The organism is Bdellovibrio sp. (assembly GCF_047637665.1).
Taxonomy (GTDB): domain Bacteria; phylum Bdellovibrionota; class Bdellovibrionia; order Bdellovibrionales; family Bdellovibrionaceae; genus Bdellovibrio.
Genome location: NZ_JBLJBT010000023.1, coordinates 1 through 20,259 on the forward strand (window position 1 = coordinate 1; position 20,259 = coordinate 20,259).

General features: G+C 46.9%; 22 protein-coding genes and 1 tRNA gene. 8 read left to right on the forward strand and 15 right to left on the reverse strand.

Annotation, left to right across the window (positions count from 1 at the left end; all coding sequences use genetic code 11):
• On the forward strand, positions 1 to 896 hold an 896-nt coding region (locus ACM64D_RS07390), incomplete at its 5' end, for a sigma-54 interaction domain-containing protein (RefSeq protein ID WP_415062560.1).
• Between the two features lie 60 nt (positions 897 to 956).
• On the opposite strand, the gene ACM64D_RS07395 is transcribed toward ACM64D_RS07390, so the two are convergent.
• The 4 genes from ACM64D_RS07395 to ACM64D_RS07410 form a co-directional block, all read right to left on the reverse strand.
• On the reverse strand, positions 957 to 2,456 hold the full coding sequence (locus ACM64D_RS07395; RefSeq protein WP_415062561.1) for an FMN-binding glutamate synthase family protein: 1,500 nt from the start codon (positions 2,454 to 2,456) through the stop codon (positions 957 to 959).
• Between the two features lie 226 nt (positions 2,457 to 2,682).
• Positions 2,683 to 4,743 carry a M1 family metallopeptidase gene (locus ACM64D_RS07400; RefSeq protein WP_415062562.1) on the reverse strand — a complete coding sequence of 687 codons (2,061 nt, stop codon included), beginning with the start codon at positions 4,741 to 4,743 and terminating at the stop codon, positions 2,683 to 2,685.
• 83 nt (positions 4,744 to 4,826) lie between these two features.
• Positions 4,827 to 5,525 carry a pseudouridine synthase gene (locus tag ACM64D_RS07405; protein ID WP_415062563.1) on the reverse strand — a complete coding sequence of 233 codons (699 nt, stop codon included), beginning with the start codon at positions 5,523 to 5,525 and terminating at the stop codon, positions 4,827 to 4,829.
• A 12-nt stretch (positions 5,526 to 5,537) separates the two neighbouring features.
• Positions 5,538 to 6,158 carry a murein L,D-transpeptidase catalytic domain family protein gene (locus ACM64D_RS07410; protein ID WP_415062564.1) on the reverse strand — a complete coding sequence of 207 codons (621 nt, stop codon included), beginning with the start codon at positions 6,156 to 6,158 and terminating at the stop codon, positions 5,538 to 5,540.
• A 102-nt stretch (positions 6,159 to 6,260) separates the two neighbouring features.
• Here ACM64D_RS07410 and ACM64D_RS07415 point away from each other — a divergent pair, with 102 nt between their 5' ends.
• Positions 6,261 to 6,827, forward strand: a complete 567-nt coding sequence (locus ACM64D_RS07415) for a DsbA family oxidoreductase (protein ID WP_415062565.1) — start codon at positions 6,261 to 6,263, stop codon at positions 6,825 to 6,827.
• Here ACM64D_RS07415 and ACM64D_RS07420 read toward each other — a convergent pair.
• Complete coding sequence (locus tag ACM64D_RS07420; protein ID WP_415062566.1) at positions 6,824 to 7,573, reverse strand: class I SAM-dependent methyltransferase; 750 nt, start codon at positions 7,571 to 7,573, stop codon at positions 6,824 to 6,826. The two genes, ACM64D_RS07415 and ACM64D_RS07420, sit on opposite strands and share 4 nt — an antisense overlap.
• Before the next feature lie 108 nt (positions 7,574 to 7,681).
• Between ACM64D_RS07420 and ACM64D_RS07425 the strand changes: the two genes are divergently transcribed.
• Entirely contained in the window at positions 7,682 to 8,440 is a 759-nt protein-coding gene (locus tag ACM64D_RS07425; protein ID WP_415062567.1) for a type 1 glutamine amidotransferase domain-containing protein, read from the forward strand.
• A 38-nt stretch (positions 8,441 to 8,478) separates the two neighbouring features.
• Complete coding sequence (locus ACM64D_RS07430; RefSeq protein WP_415062568.1) at positions 8,479 to 9,390, forward strand: sigma-54 interaction domain-containing protein; 912 nt, start codon at positions 8,479 to 8,481, stop codon at positions 9,388 to 9,390.
• Here ACM64D_RS07430 and ACM64D_RS07435 read toward each other — a convergent pair.
• Together ACM64D_RS07435 and ACM64D_RS07440 are read right to left on the reverse strand one after the other, a co-directional pair.
• Complete coding sequence (locus ACM64D_RS07435) at positions 9,384 to 9,899, reverse strand: hypothetical protein (protein ID WP_415062569.1); 516 nt, start codon at positions 9,897 to 9,899, stop codon at positions 9,384 to 9,386. The two genes, ACM64D_RS07430 and ACM64D_RS07435, sit on opposite strands and share 7 nt — an antisense overlap.
• 59 nt (positions 9,900 to 9,958) lie before the next feature.
• Complete coding sequence (locus ACM64D_RS07440; RefSeq protein WP_415062570.1) at positions 9,959 to 10,207, reverse strand: DUF883 family protein; 249 nt, start codon at positions 10,205 to 10,207, stop codon at positions 9,959 to 9,961.
• Between the two features lie 212 nt (positions 10,208 to 10,419).
• Here ACM64D_RS07440 and ACM64D_RS07445 point away from each other — a divergent pair, with 212 nt between their 5' ends.
• Complete coding sequence (locus tag ACM64D_RS07445; protein WP_415062571.1) at positions 10,420 to 11,421, forward strand: Ppx/GppA phosphatase family protein; 1,002 nt, start codon at positions 10,420 to 10,422, stop codon at positions 11,419 to 11,421.
• On the opposite strand, the gene ACM64D_RS07450 is transcribed toward ACM64D_RS07445, so the two are convergent.
• Positions 11,418 to 12,548, reverse strand: a complete 1,131-nt coding sequence (locus tag ACM64D_RS07450) for a hypothetical protein (RefSeq protein ID WP_415062572.1) — start codon at positions 12,546 to 12,548, stop codon at positions 11,418 to 11,420. The genes ACM64D_RS07445 and ACM64D_RS07450 overlap by 4 nt on opposite strands.
• Before the next feature lie 172 nt (positions 12,549 to 12,720).
• Between ACM64D_RS07450 and ACM64D_RS07455 the strand changes: the two genes are divergently transcribed.
• The 3 genes from ACM64D_RS07455 to ACM64D_RS07465 all read left to right on the forward strand — a co-directional run bounded on the left by ACM64D_RS07455 (position 12,721) and on the right by ACM64D_RS07465 (position 15,132).
• Positions 12,721 to 13,182: a host attachment protein gene (locus ACM64D_RS07455; RefSeq protein ID WP_415062573.1), complete on the forward strand. Its 462-nt coding sequence runs from the start codon at positions 12,721 to 12,723 to the stop codon at positions 13,180 to 13,182.
• Positions 13,179 to 13,382 carry a hypothetical protein gene (locus tag ACM64D_RS07460; RefSeq protein WP_415062574.1) on the forward strand — a complete coding sequence of 68 codons (204 nt, stop codon included), beginning with the start codon at positions 13,179 to 13,181 and terminating at the stop codon, positions 13,380 to 13,382. Before ACM64D_RS07455 ends, ACM64D_RS07460 begins: the two co-directional genes overlap by 4 nt.
• A gap of 391 nt (positions 13,383 to 13,773) precedes the next feature.
• Complete coding sequence (locus ACM64D_RS07465) at positions 13,774 to 15,132, forward strand: PAS domain-containing protein (RefSeq protein WP_415062575.1); 1,359 nt, start codon at positions 13,774 to 13,776, stop codon at positions 15,130 to 15,132.
• A gap of 8 nt (positions 15,133 to 15,140) precedes the next feature.
• On the opposite strand, the gene ACM64D_RS07470 is transcribed toward ACM64D_RS07465, so the two are convergent.
• From ACM64D_RS07470 to ACM64D_RS07500, 7 genes are all read right to left on the reverse strand, one after another.
• On the reverse strand, positions 15,141 to 16,010 hold the full coding sequence (locus ACM64D_RS07470; RefSeq protein ID WP_415062576.1) for a S1 family peptidase: 870 nt from the start codon (positions 16,008 to 16,010) through the stop codon (positions 15,141 to 15,143).
• Between the two features lie 206 nt (positions 16,011 to 16,216).
• Positions 16,217 to 16,693, reverse strand: coding sequence for a GyrI-like domain-containing protein (locus ACM64D_RS07475; protein WP_415062577.1), 477 nt, complete (start codon positions 16,691 to 16,693; stop codon positions 16,217 to 16,219).
• Between the two features lie 98 nt (positions 16,694 to 16,791).
• A tRNA-Leu gene (locus ACM64D_RS07480) sits at positions 16,792 to 16,878 on the reverse strand.
• Between the two features lie 84 nt (positions 16,879 to 16,962).
• Positions 16,963 to 18,084 carry a hypothetical protein gene (locus ACM64D_RS07485; RefSeq protein ID WP_415062578.1) on the reverse strand — a complete coding sequence of 374 codons (1,122 nt, stop codon included), beginning with the start codon at positions 18,082 to 18,084 and terminating at the stop codon, positions 16,963 to 16,965.
• Between the two features lie 5 nt (positions 18,085 to 18,089).
• Positions 18,090 to 18,590: a hypothetical protein gene (locus tag ACM64D_RS07490; RefSeq protein WP_415062579.1), complete on the reverse strand. Its 501-nt coding sequence runs from the start codon at positions 18,588 to 18,590 to the stop codon at positions 18,090 to 18,092.
• A gap of 170 nt (positions 18,591 to 18,760) precedes the next feature.
• Positions 18,761 to 19,216, reverse strand: coding sequence for a hypothetical protein (locus tag ACM64D_RS07495; RefSeq protein ID WP_415062580.1), 456 nt, complete (start codon positions 19,214 to 19,216; stop codon positions 18,761 to 18,763).
• Positions 19,217 to 19,329: 113 nt separating this feature from the next.
• The coding region (locus ACM64D_RS07500) for a hypothetical protein (protein WP_415062581.1) at positions 19,330 to 20,259 on the reverse strand (930 nt) is incomplete at its 5' end.

Consider the following 20,259-nt stretch of genomic DNA (forward strand, 5'->3'; position numbering starts at 1 on the left):
GAGAGTCGGGAACAGGTAAAGAGGTGGTCGCAAAGGCGATTCACTATAATGGTCCGTTGAAGGACAGACCCTTCGTGACAGTAAACTGTGGAGCCATCCCTGAGAACCTCATGGAATCTGAAATGTTTGGTCACAAGAAGGGATCCTTCACTGGTGCGGTGGCTGATAAAGCAGGTCTTTTTGAGGTCGCCGATGGCGGAACCCTGTTCCTGGATGAGGTGGGGGAATTGCCTTTAACGATTCAGGTGAAGTTGCTCCGTGCAATTCAAGAGCGCGTTATTCGCCGCGTGGGTGCTACAGAAGACAACAAAGTGGATGTACGTATTATTGCGGCGACGAATAGAAACCTAGAGGAAATGGTTCAAAAAGGAACTTTCCGTCAAGATTTGTTCTATCGCTTGAATGTTATTAATATTAGAACTCCGGGCCTTCGTGAGCGCCGTGAAGACGTTCCTTTGCTCGCCAATCACTTTTTGAAGAAGTACAATGAGCGTTTGAATAAGAATATCGGTGGCATCAGTGCGGAAGCCATGGAAATCCTCAAAAAGTACGACTATCCAGGAAACGTTCGGGAACTGGAGAACTTGATTGAGCGCACAGTGGCCTTAGAAGGGGGCGCAACCATTTTGCCAGAGTCTTTGCCTCCGATGGTAAACACGGCTTCAGGCCGTAAGATGGCCTCATCCAATGAGATTGAAATCGGTGATGACGGCGTTGATCTTGATAAAGTTATGGGTCAAATTGAAAAAGAATTATTGATCAAGGCGATTCACTCTGCGGGCGGCGTGAAAAAGAGAGCTGCGAAATTGCTTCATATCTCATTCCGATCTATGCGTTATCGCATAGAAAAATACAATCTCGGCGTGGTCGGCGACGATGAGTTGGATGATGAATAAGATCTCTTATAGAAATTTTAGAAAAGTGTGAAAAGGGAGCGGAAGCTCCCTTTTCGCTTTTTAAACGATTTCGGGATAGATATCGGAATAAGTTCGAATGCTATTTTCATCGACTCTTTTGTGAAGATGACTTCTATTGAGTTCCTCAACGTGCCCCACGCCCATGGCGCCGATCACATGAGCGACAGCCTCCAGAGTTTCTTGATGAAAGTTTTTAACGCGGACTCGTTTTGTAGGTACATGAAGGCCATCATAAAGGGCTTTGTTTTGAGTGGCGACTCCCGCAGGGCACTTGTTGTTATTGCAACGAAGAGCTTGAATGCACCCCAGGGCCAACATCATGGAACGTGCCGCATAGGTCGCATCAGCGCCAATGCAAAGAAGTTTGACGATATCAAAAGCCGTGGTGATTTTGCCGGTTGCGATGACTTTGATTTGGTCTTTGAGGTGGGCCTTTTTAAGCGCGTCGACGATGATGACGAGCGCGTCGATTCCCGGCATTCCGATATAGTTTGTAAACTCCAAAGGGGCGGCTCCGGTGCCACCTTCAGCGCCATCCACGACGATAAAGTCGGGATAACTTTTAAGATCGCGCATCAGGTTCACCAATTCTTCGAATTCTTTTTGATGGCCTAAGCAGAGTTTAATGCCGACAGGTTTTCCTCCAGAAAGCTCGCGCAATTGGGAAATGAATGAAAGCATGCCTTTCGCATCAGAGAAAGCGCTATGTGCAGGTGGCGAAATCACATCTTTTCCCAGAGGGAGATTGCGGATATCCGCAATCTCTTGAGTGACCTTCTTGCCGGAAAGGATGCCACCGTGGCCAGGTTTTGCCCCTTGAGAAAGTTTAAGTTCAATCATCTTCACTTCGGGACGAGTGGCATTCTTTTTAAAGAGTTCTGGATCGAAATCCCCGACATGATTGCGACAACCGAAATACCCTGTGCCAATTTGCCAGATGAGATCGCCACCAGGTTCTAGATGATACGGAGAAATGCCTCCTTCTCCGGTATTGTGAGCAAAGCGACCGTCTTTAGCTCCGCCATTGAGGGCCAAGATGCTGTTGGGAGACAGTGATCCAAAACTCATAGCTGAAATATTAAGAAGCGACATGGAGTAGGGTTGAGTGCAGAGATTGCTTCCGACCGTCACTCGCAGTGAATCCCGATCAACATGTTTTGGGTAGAGTGAATGAGTCACGAACTCATAACCTTGTTCGTAAACGTTGTGTTGAGTTCCGAAGGGGACCGTATCCAAAACCTTTTTGGCTCTTTGATAAACGACGGAACGTTGTTCGCGGCTGAAGGGCTTTCCGTCGGTATTGGATTCAATAAAGTACTGATTGATCTCGGGACGAATCGATTCAAAAATATAACGAAGGTGTCCAAAAACCGGAAAGTTGGCTTTGATAGCATGTCGCTTCTGGCGAATGTCGCGAAACCCCAGAAGGAAAAAAGGAATAAAAAAGACCAGTGAATAAAGTCCGGGAGGCCATACCCAAACGAAAGCGATGTTTAAGATCATTGCGACAAAAAAAGCGATATAGAACTGTATTCTCACTTTAAGCCTCTTGCGATGGGCAGATATTAATTGTGTCAAATTATTGCGTGCTGTGGACGGGTCCCGGAGGGACTAGGGGCAAACAGAATAATTGTTTGCCCTAAGAAAAGGGAAAGATAAGAACCACGGTGGCCATCGGATGGAAGTATGAAATAGAATCCATACAGTGAAGCTAACATATGTTAGCTTCACTGACAAGATTCAAGCCCTGACGTTCAAGGCATCCTTAGAGAGATCTTTGTAAAGGTGATTGAAGCACCGGCCAGGTGCCTTTGAAAACAACCGGGCGTCCTTTGAAGACCAAAGTGCCAAAGCTTCCATAATGAGTCAGTCGACCTGCCCACTCAATAGGGTTGTTGTCTTTGCTCCAGCGAACCCAGACGACAGTTTGCTGAGGATTCGATTTTAACCGGGTAACAAGCACGCTGCTCGTCTCGTCCAATTTAAATTCTTGCCCCTCTATGGTCATGGTCTTGTCATTCAGAGAAAAGCTCTGCTCTTGCAGTTGCGTTTTCATAAAAGACGAGAAAACCTCTTTATCGCCAATTAAAACGAGGGCTCCATTTGAAGCAAGCGTCAACGAGTCCGTCACCGTGTGGAAAGAACTTTTTCCGGAAAGGTTCTTGGCCCAAGTCTGAGCAAAGGACTCAGCCCCGGCATGGGTAGGATCAAAATAAAAATGGACTGAAGGATTGCCCAGAATGGAAGAAAGAGTGGCGGGACGTTCTTCCAAATACAGATTTCTGAAGACATGATAATCGGAGTCCACAGAAATTTTCACCGGGCGCGAACGTGAGACGATAGAATAGATCTGCGATTTTTCTGTCAAGCGCGCGAGTTGACGAATTTCTTCCCCAGACTCCAGCTTCCAAACCACGGGAATAGAGAGTTCGTACGGACCTTCTTGAAGCTGTGAGAGCACGTAAGTGGTGCTGAAAGAACCATCCAGCCACTTCATGACTTTGACGTCGGTGAGCTCAATCTGCGGAGCTCCTTTGCGATCCAGCCATTGCGAGAAGAACCCTTCCAAATTTTGATTGGTGACTTTCTCAAAACTCTTTTGGATTTCTATGAAGGACACCTTTTGGAAGAGGTTCTGAGTATAGAAGTCTTGCAGGGCTTGTTTGAAAGTTTCTTTGCCAAAACGGAACTCCAGCATATGGAAGAACATCATGGACTTTCCATAACCAATGGCTTGAGAGCTGGAGTTGTGACGACCTCTGAATTCACGAACGGGAAAGTCATTGCTGGGGTTGGCTGTGACAAAATCGCTATATCCAATCAGGGCATTGAGACGGTAACCGCGATCATTGGCGATTTTTTCTTGTTGCCAATAATCCGCCATATAGGAAGTCAGACCTTCACACCAGTTGCCTTTTTCGTAGTCGACAAAAACACTATTGCCCCACCAGTTATGAAGAACTTCGTGAGGAAGAGAAGAGTTAAGAATGAAAGGCAAACGAATGACCGTCGGTCCTAACAAAGTAAAGCTAGGCATTCCGTACCCCGTTTCCCAGAAGTTTTCCACCACAGTGAAAGACGAATAGGGATACGGAGAAATGGTTTCCGAATAGTGTTCGATATAATCAGGGACCAGAGTCAAAAAGTGTTGCGCAAGGGCTGGGTCCTCTTTGCGCAAGAGCACTTGAACCTTTTTTCCGTTTTTCATGTCGACTTCGTAGTTATGAAACGGACCGGCGACAAGATAGATCTCTTGTTGGGGATAGATTTCGACAAAACGGGATGTGCGAAGGGAGTTTTGAACCTCTGTGCTGACAATCTGTCCCTGCACCAAAGAACGCCAATCCGCAGGCGTCTGAACTGTGACATCAAAACTTTTTTGTGTATCGAGGAAGAAGGGGTACCAATACGTGCTGCCAAACAAAGTGGCACCCTCAGGAGAAATCAAACCCGTGCTGTCGTCGTTGAGGATGGGATCATAGATCACGCCATAGAAACTCACAGAGACCTTGTTGTCTTGGGTCCCCAGTTGTAAGCCGTACTCAACATAAGGTTCATCATTGCTTGCGGGATGCAGAAGTACGAGTGAGTCGTCGGTGCTGGTGACGGAGATGCGCAAATCTTTATGAAGCAAAAAGCTGACCTTGCGGGGAGAGCCCTTTGGGAATGTCAGGGTGTCTTGCGCTTTAAGCATTTTGAGACCCGGATAGACCTCAACCAGCATTTTATGATGAAGGGGTTCGGCGTGGGTTTGCAGGGTCACGAGTAAAATAAATAAAAGGCCGATCACAATCATCAGCTTGTGAAGAGCTTGCGTTCTGGACATGATTTACCTCTGAATCGGGGCCATTTCTACGCCCGTCTTCAAGGCAGGTCAACGGGAACCGGGAAAAAGGCACAAAGCGCCTTTTAAGGGTTGGGAGGTAGGAAAAGATGCTGAATCTTCTTCCACTTTTCACAAGGGGGCGCTTCGATAGAGACTTTTTCGCCACTCCAGGGGTGGGTGAACTCCAGGCGGAGCGCTTTTAAGCACAACCCCTCGATTCCTATATGGTTTCTAAAGAAACGATTGTGATGGGAATCGCCGTGGACAGCATCTCCCAAGAGTGGGTGAGAGATGCGATTAAAGTGTCGACGGATCTGATGATAGCGTCCCGTATGGGGGGTGACCTCCACCCAGGAGTAGCGGGCTGTGGGAAATTTTTTCCCGACCGGAACGGGAAACTCAATGGTTCCCAAACGCTGAAAGGACGTTTTCGCCTCCACAAGATCGCCGGTTGAATCTAACTCCAGGGGAATTTCGATTGTGCCTGACTCTTTCACGTAACCTCGCACGACGGCGTGATAGGTTTTGTGGGTGGTTCGTTCCGTAAAAAGCTTGCAGAGCTGACTGGCAGATTGTGACGAAAGAGCAAAGAGCAAGACGCCGCTGGTCCCCGCATCAAGACGATGAACGGGGAAGACATGTTGTTTCATCATGCGACGAGCGTGATAAAGACAGATTTTATCTCGGGACACTCGATGTTGAACATTTTCATGAGGATGAACATGAAAGCCCGAGGGCTTATTGACGGCGATAAAATGTTCATCCTGATAAAGCAGTTCCATTAAAAAATCCCGTTACGATTGTCCCGCCCAAATGTAATAAACACTGCCGCCTTTTAGTTGAGAAATAAGAGTATCGATATACTTTTCTTCCACAGCCGGGCAGCCCTGACTTCGTCCCAAGGGCGTGTATTGGGGATCGACGTACCAGGCACCATGCACCACAATGGCGCGCTCCATCGCTTGATCGTTGGTCTTTTCAAGGCCCACCAGGCGCATGGAGCGACCATGTTTACCACTGTATTCTGAGCCGGTCACGTACATACCGAGGGACGACATGTTTGAACCCTCGACATTTGAGAACTTCTTGGCGATCCCGGTGTGACTGGGATCGGAGCCTTTCCCATGGGCCACCAGATAACGACTGACCAGGCCGGTCTTCATATCAACCACATACATGCGCTTGTTGTTTGAAGTTTGAGTGAAGTCGATCACGGTGACATAGTTCTTATTTGAGATTTGGTTGTAGTAGACATCGTAGTACGTCAAAGCCTTTTCCAAAGCTTTAGCCGGGATGATTCTTTGTGGATCGACGTAATCGTATTTTGATAAATCGGCGGAGGAAGGGGAGGTTTGCGCTAAAGCAGGGGCAATAAAAAACAGGCTGGCAAGAAAAGACAAAACTTTGATGGCCATGAAAGGACTCCGGTGGTTTTGAGACGTGTTGAAAATCAGATCGGAGTCCGGGCTCAAGACTTGACGAGTTCGCCAGCTAAACTAGACTTTGGGGGAGCGAATATGAGATATCGAGCTATTTTATACAGCGATTTGAACTGCCCCTTTTGTTACGCCTTGGAAGAGCGGTTGGTGGGACAGCATCTTTTGGAGCTCGTGGAGTGGAGATGGGTGCAGCAGGCTCCCCAACTGCCTGTTCCCATGGAGATCGCAAATTTTTCTTTGAGTCGTGCGATCGAAAGAGAAGTTTTGAGTGTTCGTGAGCTGGCGCCGGAAATTGAAATCTCAATTCCTTTAGGTAAACCGAACACCTCACGTGCTTTACGTTATATCACGGCCGCTTATCGCCGAGACCCCATGTTGGCTTTGGTGTATCGACACACCATTTGTCGGGAGTTCTGGGTGAACGGAGAGGACATTTCTGACGAGGGGATGTTGGTGACTTTGGCGCGAGATCTGGGCATGTTCGACTTGGTGGTGGACTCTGCTATCGAGAGTTTGACGGATCGTTGGCAACGCGAGTGGGAACATCTGGGGACGGGGGCTGTTCCCACTCTTCTTCGAGAAGATGGAGTGATCTCTCTGGGACTTCTTTCGGTAAAGCAGCTCAAAGAGTTTTTTGACGTTTAAGAATTCCTAAAAATCCGAGGATGAATTTGCCAATGAACCACTTTGGTTTCATCAGGATTCCATAGAGGTCCTAGATGGCGTTGCAGTTCAGGCAGAGGATCAGAGCCTTCTTTTTTGCGGTAGGATTGTAGCGCCGACCAAGTTCCCAGATAGCCGATCATCTGCTCTAGAGTCCAAGACAAAGTCATGGAAAAGTGGCGGCTTTGTAGTTCTGTAAGCGGAAAGTGAATCGACTTGAAGTTTTCTTCAAGAAGACGTCTTTCCGGTTCCCAGTAGGGTCCTAAGAGTCGATCGTAGAAATCGAAAATGACCGCGTCGATCTGCGGAGTCACTTGGCACAAATTATAAACCCAGATCGCGAGGATGCCTTGATCTTTTAAAACACGATGAGCTTCTTGGAAGAAAAGATCATGTTTAAACCAATGAAAGGCTTGAGCGATCGTAATGAGATCGACGGAGTGATCAGAGATTTGCAGCGACTCTCCGGGCCCGACTCGATATTCGATGCGTTCGTGGGGCTCGGCCAAAGCAATTTGTTTTTCGCTGGGATCAATCGCAATAACTTTTTGAAAATAAGAAGTCAGCGCCAAGGCCGCCTGACCGTTGCCTGTGCCAAGATCAATGGCCACCTGGTGCTCAGGGGCGAGAGAGGCGAGATATTTAAAGAGCTCGGGGGGATATGAGGGGCGGTACTTTTGATATTCAAGAGACTGCTTGGAAAAAAGATCTTTAAATGTTGAGTTCATTGATAAAGTCTAGTCTTGGCCGATGTTGATTTGCAAATGAAGTTTCAAAAATTTGAGTTCTTCAGATGATTGCGGGACACTTCAGGTATCTCTGAAGGAGGACTTTTTATGAAGAGTAAAAAAGTACTTTTTGTTTTAACAAGCACTGAGAAGTTGGGTGACAGTGGACATAAAACTGGAGCCTACCTTGCAGAGATCACTCACCCTTATGATGAATTTATTCGAGCCGGATATGAAGTCGATATGATCAGTCCTCAGGGAGGAAAGGTGCCCTTGGATGGCGTCAAGATGGACGATCCTCTGAATGCGACGTGGATGAATGATGAAGAGTTTCTAAGTAAGGTGGAAGAGACGCAAACGCCTTGGCAGGTGGGCGGGCGAGACTATTGCGCCATCTATTTTGCCGGTGGGCACGGTGCGATGTTTGATTTTCCTGACAACTTGCAGTTACAAAAACTGACCTCTGACATTTATGAAAACAACGGCGTGGTGGGATCGGTTTGTCATGGAGCAGCGGCTCTAGTGAATGTGCGCTTGTCCGACGGAAGTTATCTGATCAGAGGGCATGAGGTTTCTTGTTTTACAAATGAAGAAGAAGAAACCGTGGGTATGGAACGAGTGGTGCCGTTTTTATTGCAAACTAAAATGGAGGAGCGCGGAGCTGATCATACATCCTCCCCGCGTTTTGCCGCCCACGTCGTGAAAAGTGGACGTTTGGTGACGGGACAAAATCCCGCATCTGCTCTAGGCGTTGGAAAGTCTATGGTGGAGGTCTTGGATTTTATTGAAGAAGGGCGTATCGTGCCCGAGCAGAATTGGTGCGAGTGGAAGAGTCCCTCCGCTCCAAGTCGAGGTCTTCAGTGGTAAGCGGTGAATTGAAAATTATCGCTCAAAGTCCGCGATTTATGGAAATTCTGGAGTTGGCGCGTCGAGTGGCGCTGAGTTCCGCCAATGTCTTAATCACCGGGGAAAGTGGGACAGGAAAGGAAGTGATTGCTCGCCTGATCCATGAGTTGAGTTCACGCAAGCGGGAAACTTTTGTGCCGATAAACTGCTCTGCAATTCCGGAGGAGCTTTTGGAGGCCGAACTTTTTGGCTTTGCGAAGGGCTCCTTCACCGGAGCTGTGGTTGCGAAGGCGGGGCTTTTTGAAGAGGCCAATGGAGGAACTCTTTTTTTGGATGAAATCGGGGATCTGGATTTACATCTGCAGGCGAAGCTCTTACGGGTTCTTCAAGAGAAGAAGATAAAAAGAGTCGGAGAGAATCACTACCGTTCTCTCAATATCCGCATATTATCGGCCACTCACAGCGATCTTAGTGAGGATGTTCAGCATAAAAAATTTCGTGAGGATCTCTATTTTAGATTGAATGTGGTTCCGATAAAAATTCCACCTTTGCGGGAAAGGCCGGAGGATATTTTACCTTTGGCGCATTATTTTTTGGGCAAACACTCATTACGCCATCTCGGAGTTGAAAAACGCTTCACGGCGGAAGTGCCGGCGTATTTGCTTTCCCGTCCCTGGTGGGGAAATGTGCGCGAGTTAGAAAATCTGATCGAACGCGCCGTAGTGCTTTCAAGTTCCAACGAGATTTCAGTGAAAGAGTTAGAGAATGACCAAGACAACGATGCGGACTTGGAATACCTCTTTGAACGACTTTGCCATAAGGCGGGCCGCCTTCTTTCGCTGGAGGAAGTCACTCAGTACTATGTCGAATATGTGCTACATCTCAACCAAGGAGCCCGAGAAAAAACCGCTCGCGATCTTGGTATTGATCGAAAGACCTTGTATAGAAGAACCCTTCCTCGGTTTCAGTGAAAGTGGGCGCTCGAGGTTGTGTCCGGTTCTTTGTCTGGTGAGGAGGGCGGGGGTTCCGCTTGAGATCGAGCCTCTCGACGCAGTTCACGTTCTTTCACGAAGTCCATCACCAAGGCCGCCAAAGCCTGTTCAAGGGCAGAAGGCGGTGGAGGCGCTTCATGGTGAGGCGGAATTCGTGAGTGGCGTTGGGTGGCACCCGGCCAAGCGCGTAAAAAGACAACGGCAAATACGGCGGTGGCGAATAGGATCAAAGTCACACCCGCACCGAAGGTTGCCGTCCAATTCACCATGCCAAAGCGATCATATTGAGTTGTTCCGTCAATGATCGAGATGAAAAGACCTCCGCAAAAGAATATCACCGCCCCGAGACCGGCGAGAGTCAAAGAGACGATTTTACGACTGCGTCGGCTGACGTCGTCAAAGATCTCCAGAGCTATTTCGCGGAAGCTCTTGGGTTTGGTGTTCAAACGACCAAAGAGGAAAGACAAAACCATTCCAAGCCATCGCATAGGGACTCCTCGTGGGGAGAGGCCTTCTTTATGTGAAGACCTCTCGAAGTTTTTGGGGATTAGTGTTTGCGGCGAATGAGCATTCCTGCGACGAAGCCCACGGTGGCTGCTCCGAGGACAGTATAGAAGGGGTGAGCCTTCACGAATTCCTCAGAGGCATCCACGGCCTCACGAGTTCTATCCTGAACAGCGTGATAGCGGTCATTCCAGGTTCTGCTGAGATCCCGCTTGGCGGCTTCCGCGCCATGTTTTACACTTTCTTTGATATTGCCTAGTTCGGCTCTGAATTCAGAGGATGGAGATTCCATACGTTAGCTCCTTTTTATTTTTGATTGTTGATAAGCACTAACCTCATAGACACTATAGAAGCAGGATCAGTGCCAGACGGGAACGAACCAGGAGCAATTGAAAGTGCGTGTGGGGAACTTCTCCCGGTATTAACGAGACATGGTGCCCCGTTTGACGGTTCGATAGAGGATCGTTTAGGATGGGTTGTAGAAAAACTTCGGGAAAGCGAATAATGAATAAATTGATTTTGATATTATCGGGTCTGCTTTTTTTTGTTCAAGGAGTGAAGGCCGAGTCCTGTGAGGAAAAACAAGGGGCTGTGGATTTTGGTTCAGGGACGACCAAGGCTTTTGTCGCCGTGGTGGATGTTTGTCGTAAAGAAATGTTAAGTGTGGTTTATGAGGAACGATTGCCTCTGCCTTTGAATGAGGCCTTAGAAAAATCAGACAACAAAGAGCTCCCTCCGTCTGTTCTCGAGAAGGCTTTGCCGCAAATTCAAGCGATGATAGAAAAAATGAGAGAACAAAGAGTCCAGAAAATTTCGGGTGTTGCCACTTCGGTCTTCCGAGTGGCAAAGAATGGCTCGCAGATGGCCCGCAATCTGTCCCAGAAACTGCAGATTCCTGTACAGGTGATATCGCAGGAACGGGAAGCGGAGTTGGGATTCTGGTCAGCGTTGGCGCAAAAAAAGCAGGAGCCTCAGAAGCCATTGATTGTTTGGGATATTGGCGGAGGTTCGATGCAGATGTATTCCCAGCAAAATGGGAAGGTTCACATCTATCAAGGTGATATGGCTTCGGTGACCTACAAAAATAAAATTCTTGAGGTGCTTCAGTTTAAAGATCCCAAAAAATTTTCCTCCCCCAACCCCATCGGTCGCCAGAGGGAAGCGGCTCTGCAGTTGGCCAAAAATCACGCCTACTTGAATGTACCTGCGTATTTCAAAAAAGAAGCCCCTCGGGCCCGCTGGATCGGCGTCGGAGGGGTCCTGTCGATGTCAGTTCAAAGGCAGGTTCATAAAGGGGCCACAGGGTTTACCCAAAGTGAGTTGGATCAGGTCCTTCAAAATCGCGTGCATCTTAAAGATGCCGATATTGATAGCGACTATCGAATCTCTGACATCTCAAATTTAGCTTTGGTCTTGGGATACATGCAGGCCTTGAAGATTGAGAAGGTTGAAACCGTGCAGGCATCTTTGGGGCAAGGGCTGCTTTTCTATAATCTTCACCATTAGGAACTCAAGATAGCGGCCGCTGGAGAAGGGCTTGGCATGTCCTTGCTAGTCAAAACAATCACTTCTCCTCCATGGCGAATCACTTCGCAGGCAATATCATCCAAGATGTCGTCATCTTTGGAGGTCAACTGTTTTTCATGAAAGGTGATCTGAGCACTTTTGCGATGCAGTTGCCCCCAGATCTCGATGTTGTCCCGTAAAAACAGCGTTTTCACTTTTCCGTTCAAGGCCGCGCGAGAGATTTTGACCAGATCGTCAATAACCATTTTTTTGCGAGCCAAATTTTCAACTTCTGCAGCAGAAAGGCTTTTGTGTTGAGAAAGGTCCTTCTGAATCTGCAAATTTGCCTGATGAATTAAAGCCTCCATGCGAGGGACTCCTTTCGTGCTGTCGATACGAATGTGAGTGACCTGTGGATGGGTGCTAATTTCTTTGTAAGCATGGAAAAGAGCTTCATTCGTGAACACCAGAAGGGGAAAGGTTTTGTAGCCGGTCTCTTTGCTGATTTTGGCTTCGATCCAGCGAAGAAAAAGTTTTACTCCCGATTTTTTTTTGAATTGATTGTCCTGCAGGCCTCGGCCACGCAAATGAGACTTCAAATGAGGAATCTGGGCAGTTTCACTTTCATCTTGGTGCTTCCAGTGGATGCTGTTGCTGTGTTGCCCTTGATGGAAAAGGAAAGTGTGAGTCTCTGTCCCGCGGCCCCCATTGCAGTTTAAAAGCACGGCTTCTTCCGTCGAGATCACGAGAATATTGTAAGTTCGATTTTGCTGAAGATCATCCAAGAGGGGCTTGAGGTGAAAGGTTTCAGCCACCACGGCTTTGGAGGGAAGTTCGTGGGTCGCAAGATAGTATCCCGACTGATGTTTATTAACAAAGATAGCAATACCTTGTTCTTGGGAGGACAGATGTTCAGTCGGATTGAAGTTGTACAAAGTCTTTAAAAGAGATTCGCGCAAATCGGTTCTCATTTCAAAGGAAAGAAGATACGCGGCTCTTCGTACCAGAGCTTCGTATTCAACCTGTAATGTTTTGCTGGGCAATGCGGGAATATAGATTGAAATACACGGACCATCTTGAACTGAGGTTAAACGTAAAAGGTCATCGGGAGTCATTTTTTCAAACATGGGATTCCTCCGGTTTTTACCAACCTATTGACCTTGGATTATCATCGCTGCCAGGTCGGAACTCAAAAAGTCATTTGGCAGTCTAGTGTGAGGGGTCAACTTGTGAAACAGACTTGGTCGTGACTATAGTGAAAGAAGATCCCTCAAAAAAATTGAGAGAGAGGATATGCCAATGAAAACATGGGTTGTGGTTGCCAACAGAACCGAAGTGAAAGTTTTCGAGTATGAAAATAAAAAAAACAGCGAGGTGCAATTCTTGATGAAATTTGAAAATCCTCGGGGGCGTTTAAGACCTCAACAGATCAATGCGGACAAGCCGGGGATTTTTTCCAGTTTGGTTTCGCATGGAACTCGTTTAGTGAAACCACAGTCGCCGACGGAGCGAATTGCCCAAGAATTTGCGAAAAAGGTTTCTCTGTTTTTGGAAGAGTCTCTTCAAAAGCGACGTTTCGATGATTTGGTGTTGATCGCCGATCCTCATTTTATGGGGCGGGTGCGAAGCAGTCTCTCCAAAGAGTTGCGTCGCTGTATCACAAAAGAGATCGTTAAAGACTTGGGCGCAGTGACGACGGAAGAAATAAAGAATCGTGTATGGCCCCCTGAAAGTCTTATTCAGGCCAAGGAGGTCTTATGAAAACGCATAAAAGAAAAACCGAAGGTCATATCCAGGATGCGGATCGAACTCATCCAAATCCCAGCTATCAATCAAAGAAGGACCGGCAGAATATGCGACAAAATGAAGATCGCAACGGCACAAACTTTAAGCGGGAGGACTTAGGATTTAGTCATCGCGATACCCGTGGCTACGACAAGCAACACAAAGAAAAATATTAGAACGAAGAGGGCGTGGGCCATCGATGAAAGGCCTTCCTTGCAAGAGCAGGGAGGGCTTTCATTTAAAGCTTTTGGGAGTGGTTTTATAAATAAATTAATGTTTTTTAGTAATCGAAAATATGTATATTTTGTTGGTTTTTCTTGATAAATTCTCGACCTTAGACGTTCTCTGTCAAAAATAATTTATCCCCCGTTTTTTAGTGAAATTCATATTTATAGCAAATATAGAAGATCTGATGCGAAAATCCATTGCATTTGTGTAATCATCCTAATCCGCTCAGAGTGGATTTTGTGAATTATCTTACAAATGTCTGCGATGTCCTATTTGCTCGTCTATAATTATATTCAGAATTAAGGTTAATTCTTTACCGTTACTTAACAAGGACGTCTTATGAGTGTGAGTGAACTTGAGTCTGCATTTGATCTAAAAGAGCTGTTCTTTTCAAAGACAGATCTTAAGGGCATCATTCAGTCGGGCAATGCCGTCTTCATTCGCGTGAGTGAGTTCTCTGAAGAGGAGTTGCTAAAAAAACCCCACAACATTATTCGCCACGGCGATATGCCTCGCTCCGTTTTTAAACTCTTTTGGAACTTCTTGAAAGAAGGAAAGCCGATTGCCGCCTATGTGAAAAACAAGAGCAAGAAGGGGCGTTACTATTGGGTATTTGCAATGGCGTTCCCGATGCAAGATGGTTACCTTTCGGTTCGTCTCAAACCGACCTCGTCATTGTTTTTGAAAGTTCAAGAGCTGTATAAAGAAGTTTTGGCTCTTGAAGCCGAGGGCGCCTCCCTTGAAGACGGGATTGAGTTCATCAATCGCACCTTGCAAAGTCTTGGTTTTTCTTCTTATGAGGAATTCATGAAGAAGGCGCTCGTGGAGGAATTGGTTTCCCGTGACACTCTTCTGATGGAATCTGGGAAAAGTGTTGTGAATACCAAAAAATCAGTCAAGGGATCCATCGACAACTTTCTGGCTATTTCTGATTCTTGTACTTCCGCAGCTCGACAGTCTTTCGCGAAGACCCGGTTGTTATTCGATAAACTGAAGGACCTAGTTAAAGAGTCCCAAGCCATTGTGAAAACATGCCGGGATGTTAAATATGTCACAGTCAATCTGACGATTTCATCAGCCAAGCTGGGGGATTCAGGCCGACCTCTCAGTGTGGTCTCGAATAATCTAGAAAAATTGACCGGAGAAATTGCGCAAAGTTCCTCTCAGTTTGAGGAAATATTTAAGTCTTATGAAAAATCAGTTTTTGATATGTACTTTTCTATCGCGACGTCGCGGTTTCAGATTGAAATGATGAAACATCTCACGGATGAAGTCCTTGAAGAAAGTCAAAATTCGGGAGAGTTTACGAACGCTCAAGAACAGTTTCTTTTCTTTAACTGCTCCTTGTTACGTAAATTGATCTCAGAAAACTTCAGTAAGGTTACGGCCACGTCGGCAGAACTTGTGAGAACCAATAAGTCTCTGTTGATTTCTGTTGAGGCGCTTTCCAAGGTGACGGCCGGCATGGGTGTGATTCACGTCGTTGGTAAAATTGAGATGGCCAGAACGGGAAGCTCCTCGGACTCTCTCGCTTCACGATTGAAGGAGATGGAAGAGCTTACGGAAGTCTTCAAGAAAACTCTCAAAAATTTAGAGCAGGAATGCAGCATGGGTCTTGCGATTTGCAATGAACTTAACGGGCACAATCAGATCATCACCAACGACCTGAAGAGAATTGACCAGCTTATTGCGGTTTAGAATATCATTTATTTAGAACCAATGACTTCTTGAATCCAAGGATAGGCGTCAGAGACACTCGCGTGCCCTTCGATATTTGATGGACTTTTCATTTTATTCCCGCTGCACGCCGATCCCCAACTGACAATTCCTACTTGTGTATATTGGCCCTGGTGAACGATAAACAGGGGGCCGCCGCTGTCGCCGGGGCAGGACGCTTTGTGATTCTGAGTTGTTTCAGCGCAAAGAATATCGGCGGAGATCAGCCAACCTTTTTTTGTCGGGAACTCGTCTTCGTTGCAGACTTTTCGACTGATGAGGGGAAGAGTGATCTTTTGCAAAAGGGCTCCGTCAATACGCCCTTCTGGATCGGTGAGTCCCCAGCCGATGACCGTGGCACGTTGAGGGGCTGTTGGGGATTTTTCCAAATCTTCGCTGTTTAGAGAAATGGGCTCGATGTCCTGGACGGGTGTAGAAAGTTCGATCAAGGCAACATCATGATGAGGCCATGAAAAGTGAGGGTGAGGGATGATGGATTTAACCTTCAAAAGGCGTCCCCCTTGGCCTGAGATCTGATTGCTTCCGATATACAGATTGAGTTCGCTGGTCTTCACCGTTCGTTGCACCGTTTCGGAAGCGTCTTCGAGAATGCAGTGGGCGGCGGTCAGAACCCATTTGGGATGAATAAGGCTTCCTCCGCAAAGATGATCGACATAGTTATCTTGAGGGCTGTTGAGCCAAATATTTACCATGAATGGAAATTCGTTAAGGCTCGCGGCGGTGCCCCCAATAATTCCATGTTGTCGGGTACTCAACGAAAGCAAAGTACGGCGAGAATACCTCTGACAAGAAGACAGGGTCATGACTAAAGGAATAAGAAGTAATAGGGGGAGTCGCATGGTTGGCCGCCTTTTAAATAGAGGTATCTGAAGAGGTGATAAAAGGCAGCCAAAGTAAGATGATTTTGCAAAAAATTCCGAATGCCTGCGGCCAACCAACGGGGTGAGGCACGACTCTTCGGTGCGCGAACTTCAAGAAAGCCTGTAACCAATTCTAAAGGCCTCACTGGGGACCTCAAAAGGTGCCTTGATGTTCCAATCAGCGGCTAAATTACAGGGATATAAATATCCTCTTCGCTGGTTGGATCGTTGTTTTTATATTTAGCGCCAAGAACTTCAAAGTGCGGTCTGTCGTCCAATCGATACGGCGAGTTCGGTAGCCAACTCTTATAAATGTATTCAAATATGCTGTGGTCGGTATTCAACCCCCTGTAGGAAAAAACGGCATACAGGCCACTTGGTAGGACAAATGTTTCCATTCCATCTGGAACACCATCAAAATTGAGAACTTCAACTGTGGCCCATTTTTCAAAAATGTTTGTTGGGTTAAAATCAGTAAAATATCTCGGCGGATAAATAGAGATCGAAATAAGATCGGTGGAGGTCGCATTCTTTATTTCTTTTCGCTTTGGTCCAAATCCTCTCCAGAGGGGAGTGACATCATATTTAGAAAAACTGAGTTTAATGTGGTTTCCCACCAATTTTTTTTCGGCAATCATTTCTATTTTTGGCACTAAAATCATTTATTCTCCAGTTTTGCACATGGCAAAGCCACCTATTATGTCGAGATAAGAATCAGAAGAAAAAGAATCGGAAGCATTTGATACTATCACGAGAAAGATGGTGCGCGAGGGGGGACTTGAACCCCCACAGGATTTCTCCCACAGGCTTCTGAGACCTGCGTGTCTACCAATTCCACCACCCGCGCTTGGGCTTGGAAAACAATAATTTCACCGATGATTTGAAAATTCAAGTACAAAGAGGCTCTGCCAAGAAGCAGAGGCCAAGAAAACTATTGGGGGGCGCAGAGATGATAGCCAAACAGTCCAGACACTTTGTAACGGTTGGTGTCGTCGATAAAGTTTTTCTGTGAAGCTTTTAGACTGACGCCTTCTTTTAAATGGGAAATAAAATCTTTGGCTTCATAGGCGACGCCGGTTAAGTAGACCAGCCCTGGGGTTTTTGTTTCAAAACTTCCCCGTAAAGAGCACCCCAAGAAGGCGGCCATGACATTGTGGCGACTCCAGGAGTTCATTTCCTGACCATAGATCTTTAATTTTATTTTGTAGCGGTCGGCGGTGTCTCTAAAGACAATATAGTTATATTTTGCCGTCTGAAGATCTGTAAAGCGTCTAAGAATTTGTTCGTTGTTCAGTTGCGAGTTGAGATCTTGAATCAAAAGACGATCTTCAATTCCCTGCAGCCATCCAGTGAGACCCGAAGGACCACTGCTGCCGATCGCCGCAAGAGCGCTCAATAACAGCATAGGGTTGTTTGCCTGAAATTCATTGAAGTAAGAGTTTTCCAAATTGAGATCCCCTTGCAATGGGGTCTTGGAAAGATCGGCAAGCAGGGAATAAGAGTAGCGCAGACTTGTTTCGATAAGGTCGACCTGCAATTTTTCGAAGGTTTTTACAACCACGCGATCACCGGCAAAACAAGCGTTGCCATCGACGTGGTGCAGTTCCCCTTTAAGGCGAATTTTATAGCAGGAAGGCTCCAATGTTTTCCACCACAGACGATTGAGGGGATTGTTTTGATTTTCAGTGTTGTTAGAAAAAGCGAAAGGTTTTCTGATGGATTTAATTTGGGCCGAGCCTAAACATTTCTGCTCGAGCTCTCGTGAGTGGCGTAGCAGATCCAACAGGCTCCAGAGGATGGTTTTTTGTTGTTTGACCAGTTCTTCGTGATTTAAATCGGCCGCTTTCAGATAAGAATACATGGCGCGGGATTTTTGATGGAACGCTGGATCCTCGCAACGCTGAAGGGACTGGATTCTTTCACCGAGAATGATGTTGAGTCGATCGATCAAGGCACTGTTTTGAAGGCGCAGAGTCTGCCCATAGGAGGTTCCTTGGGCCTTTCCGACCCAAGGAATCAACACTACAAAAAACAGAATCAGAACTTTCCGCATTCGTCTTATCTTTCCGAGTTTGCAGCGGCCGCGGCGGTCACAGCTCCAGCGCCAACAACAGCGGCACCAACGACGGCAGCTCCGGCAGCACCATTGCGGCGAGAGATTTCTGCTTGTCGACGTTGCTCTTCGCCCAAATCAGCACGCGTATTCGCCGTAGCGACCTCACGCTGACCTTGCTCCGAGAGTTTAAGCAACAAAGTTTCATCGCCGATTTTCACCGGAAGGATCGCGCTGATAGCGTGTGGATTGAGTTCAATAGTACCCGCCGCCGAGTTGATCACACCACGAATGTCTTGGGATTTGATTTCCATAACGAGGGGACTTTTGCAGGTGTTGTTGGCGGAGATATCGACTCGCAGAATTACCAAAGTTTCTGCGGTTTTTTCCAACGTGATATAGCCACCGCATTTAAGAGGTTCTGCTGCTAACACCATGCTAGCCGCTTTTGCTTGAAAGGACATTGTGAGGGCCAAGGCGGCACCCGCTAAATTTCTCAGTTTCATAAGTCTCTCCTTTTTTTCGACAAAGGGGAGGATGCAGCGGGTGTGCCAGAATAAGACACCTTATGGGGTGCTATTATATTCGTTTTGAAAGGGAAAAAGGCCTGTATGAGGAACCGTGGTCTTATACAGGCTTGCTTAGACTTTGAGCAACGGGTGACGTTTTTGAGCGCCTAAAGAACACAAGCTGAAATGAGGTTGTATTTTTTAAAGCCTTCCAGTGAGCATCTAAAGGATTCAGAGATCTTAATAACATTCTTTTCCAGAGAAATCGTTTTCTTATATCTCACGGCACCACCCCAATCACCGCAGACATCTCCGCCAACGCGATTTGGATTGGTAGAAATTAAAAGGGTGTTGTTATCTTCCAGTGTTGCATCAGATGAAATATGCGCGATGGGAGTGAAGTAGAGTCCTGTTCCTTCAAAGGACACGCTCACTCCGTAGTCGTCTTCAGTCACAGCGACTTTACAAACACCAGTGGATTCTTTCTCAACATTGCTGGCAACGCGGCCCGTGGCTCCGTTTAAGGATTTGAGTTGTTCAATTAAACCCTGTGCACTGTTAGCAGAAGCTTTTGATCCCAGGGCCGACGCCATGAAAAGTACCATCAATACCAGCTTTTTCATTTTTATTCCTTCCAGATAAGTCGCCAAATGTAGGCAGGTTGAGACGGGCGCAGAATACGGAGGCTTTCGATATTTTCCCACTGTTGTTTTTTTGACAGATACTTTCTACAAAACTAATACTCGTATTCGCTGCCGAATAAAACGCCGAAAGAAGACGACTCCACCGCAGAGTTTTCCTTCCCATAATAGAGGCCGATGGCCGAGCGCAGTTTGCCACTCATCCACGAGTATCCCACGGAGGTGTTCAGGTTCTCACTCAACGAGCTGACATCATTGCTGAAGCGATGTGAAAGACCGCAGAGCAGTTGGTGACCATCAGGGGCTCCGAATCGGTAGCCAAATGTCTGAATGAACTCATAGCTATTCAATGATCCAGACTGCTCGGTAAAAATGGAATCAGTCAGAAGTTCATGAGAACCGATTTTAAAGCTGTGCCCCAAAGCCAGGCGACCTTCCTCGTGCGAGATACTGGCGCTGGAATCCTCTTCGGTGACTGTGATGTCGTTGGGGCCTGGAGAGCCATAGGTGAAAATCTTGGCTTTGCCCTCGTTCTGTTTATAAAGGCTCCAGCCACGAGTGTTGAAGTTGATACCGAAAGTGTAGTGATCAAAACGAAAATGCGAAGACACCCCCAGAGCCAAATTCAGGTTTTTAAACTGAGACTCTACTTTGGCGAGGGAGGCGGGAGGTGTGGTGGTTGTGGGTTCCGAAAAACCGAACAGTTTGACTTCGGAATAACGAACCAAGACCTGAAGAGCAAAGGGGATGGGCTTGAAGGCCATCGAATAACCAGAAACCAGACGATTGATGTTGGAGTTGGCATCGAACTGATTTTGCGCAGAAGACGATCGCCATGAGAACTCTCCCTGCAGAGTGTTGGCCATAAAGAACTCATGCACCAAGCTGTCACCGACCAGGATATTACTTAGATAGGTGGGGGACAGATTCAAGGAAGACGAGAACGTGTTCCCCTGTTCCTTCGAGTTGAGGTTCTTCACGGTTAACAGTGGGAAACGATGAGTCATAAATAAGTGAGGCATAAG

Coding starts and splice junctions, on each gene's coding strand:
- ACM64D_RS07445 (WP_415062571.1), top strand. CDS start 10,420: ATGAATAAATTGATTTTGATATTATCGGGTCTGCTTTTTTTTGTTCAA.
- ACM64D_RS07410 (WP_415062564.1), bottom strand. CDS start 6,158: ATGGCCATCAAAGTTTTGTCTTTTCTTGCCAGCCTGTTTTTTATTGCC.
- ACM64D_RS07400 (WP_415062562.1), bottom strand. CDS start 4,743: ATGTCCAGAACGCAAGCTCTTCACAAGCTGATGATTGTGATCGGCCTT.
- ACM64D_RS07430 (WP_415062568.1), top strand. CDS start 8,479: ATGGAAATTCTGGAGTTGGCGCGTCGAGTGGCGCTGAGTTCCGCCAAT.
- ACM64D_RS07405 (WP_415062563.1), bottom strand. CDS start 5,525: ATGGAACTGCTTTATCAGGATGAACATTTTATCGCCGTCAATAAGCCC.
- ACM64D_RS07440 (WP_415062570.1), bottom strand. CDS start 10,207: ATGGAATCTCCATCCTCTGAATTCAGAGCCGAACTAGGCAATATCAAA.
- ACM64D_RS07450 (WP_415062572.1), bottom strand. CDS start 12,548: ATGTTTGAAAAAATGACTCCCGATGACCTTTTACGTTTAACCTCAGTT.
- ACM64D_RS07465 (WP_415062575.1), top strand. CDS start 13,774: ATGAGTGTGAGTGAACTTGAGTCTGCATTTGATCTAAAAGAGCTGTTC.
- ACM64D_RS07475 (WP_415062577.1), bottom strand. CDS start 16,693: ATGATTTTAGTGCCAAAAATAGAAATGATTGCCGAAAAAAAATTGGTG.
- ACM64D_RS07495 (WP_415062580.1), bottom strand. CDS start 19,216: ATGAAAAAGCTGGTATTGATGGTACTTTTCATGGCGTCGGCCCTGGGA.
- ACM64D_RS07425 (WP_415062567.1), top strand. CDS start 7,682: ATGAAGAGTAAAAAAGTACTTTTTGTTTTAACAAGCACTGAGAAGTTG.
- ACM64D_RS07455 (WP_415062573.1), top strand. CDS start 12,721: ATGAAAACATGGGTTGTGGTTGCCAACAGAACCGAAGTGAAAGTTTTC.
- ACM64D_RS07485 (WP_415062578.1), bottom strand. CDS start 18,084: ATGCGGAAAGTTCTGATTCTGTTTTTTGTAGTGTTGATTCCTTGGGTC.
- ACM64D_RS07420 (WP_415062566.1), bottom strand. CDS start 7,573: ATGAACTCAACATTTAAAGATCTTTTTTCCAAGCAGTCTCTTGAATAT.
- ACM64D_RS07415 (WP_415062565.1), top strand. CDS start 6,261: ATGAGATATCGAGCTATTTTATACAGCGATTTGAACTGCCCCTTTTGT.
- ACM64D_RS07435 (WP_415062569.1), bottom strand. CDS start 9,899: ATGCGATGGCTTGGAATGGTTTTGTCTTTCCTCTTTGGTCGTTTGAAC.
- ACM64D_RS07490 (WP_415062579.1), bottom strand. CDS start 18,590: ATGAAACTGAGAAATTTAGCGGGTGCCGCCTTGGCCCTCACAATGTCC.
- ACM64D_RS07460 (WP_415062574.1), top strand. CDS start 13,179: ATGAAAACGCATAAAAGAAAAACCGAAGGTCATATCCAGGATGCGGAT.
- ACM64D_RS07470 (WP_415062576.1), bottom strand. CDS start 16,010: ATGCGACTCCCCCTATTACTTCTTATTCCTTTAGTCATGACCCTGTCT.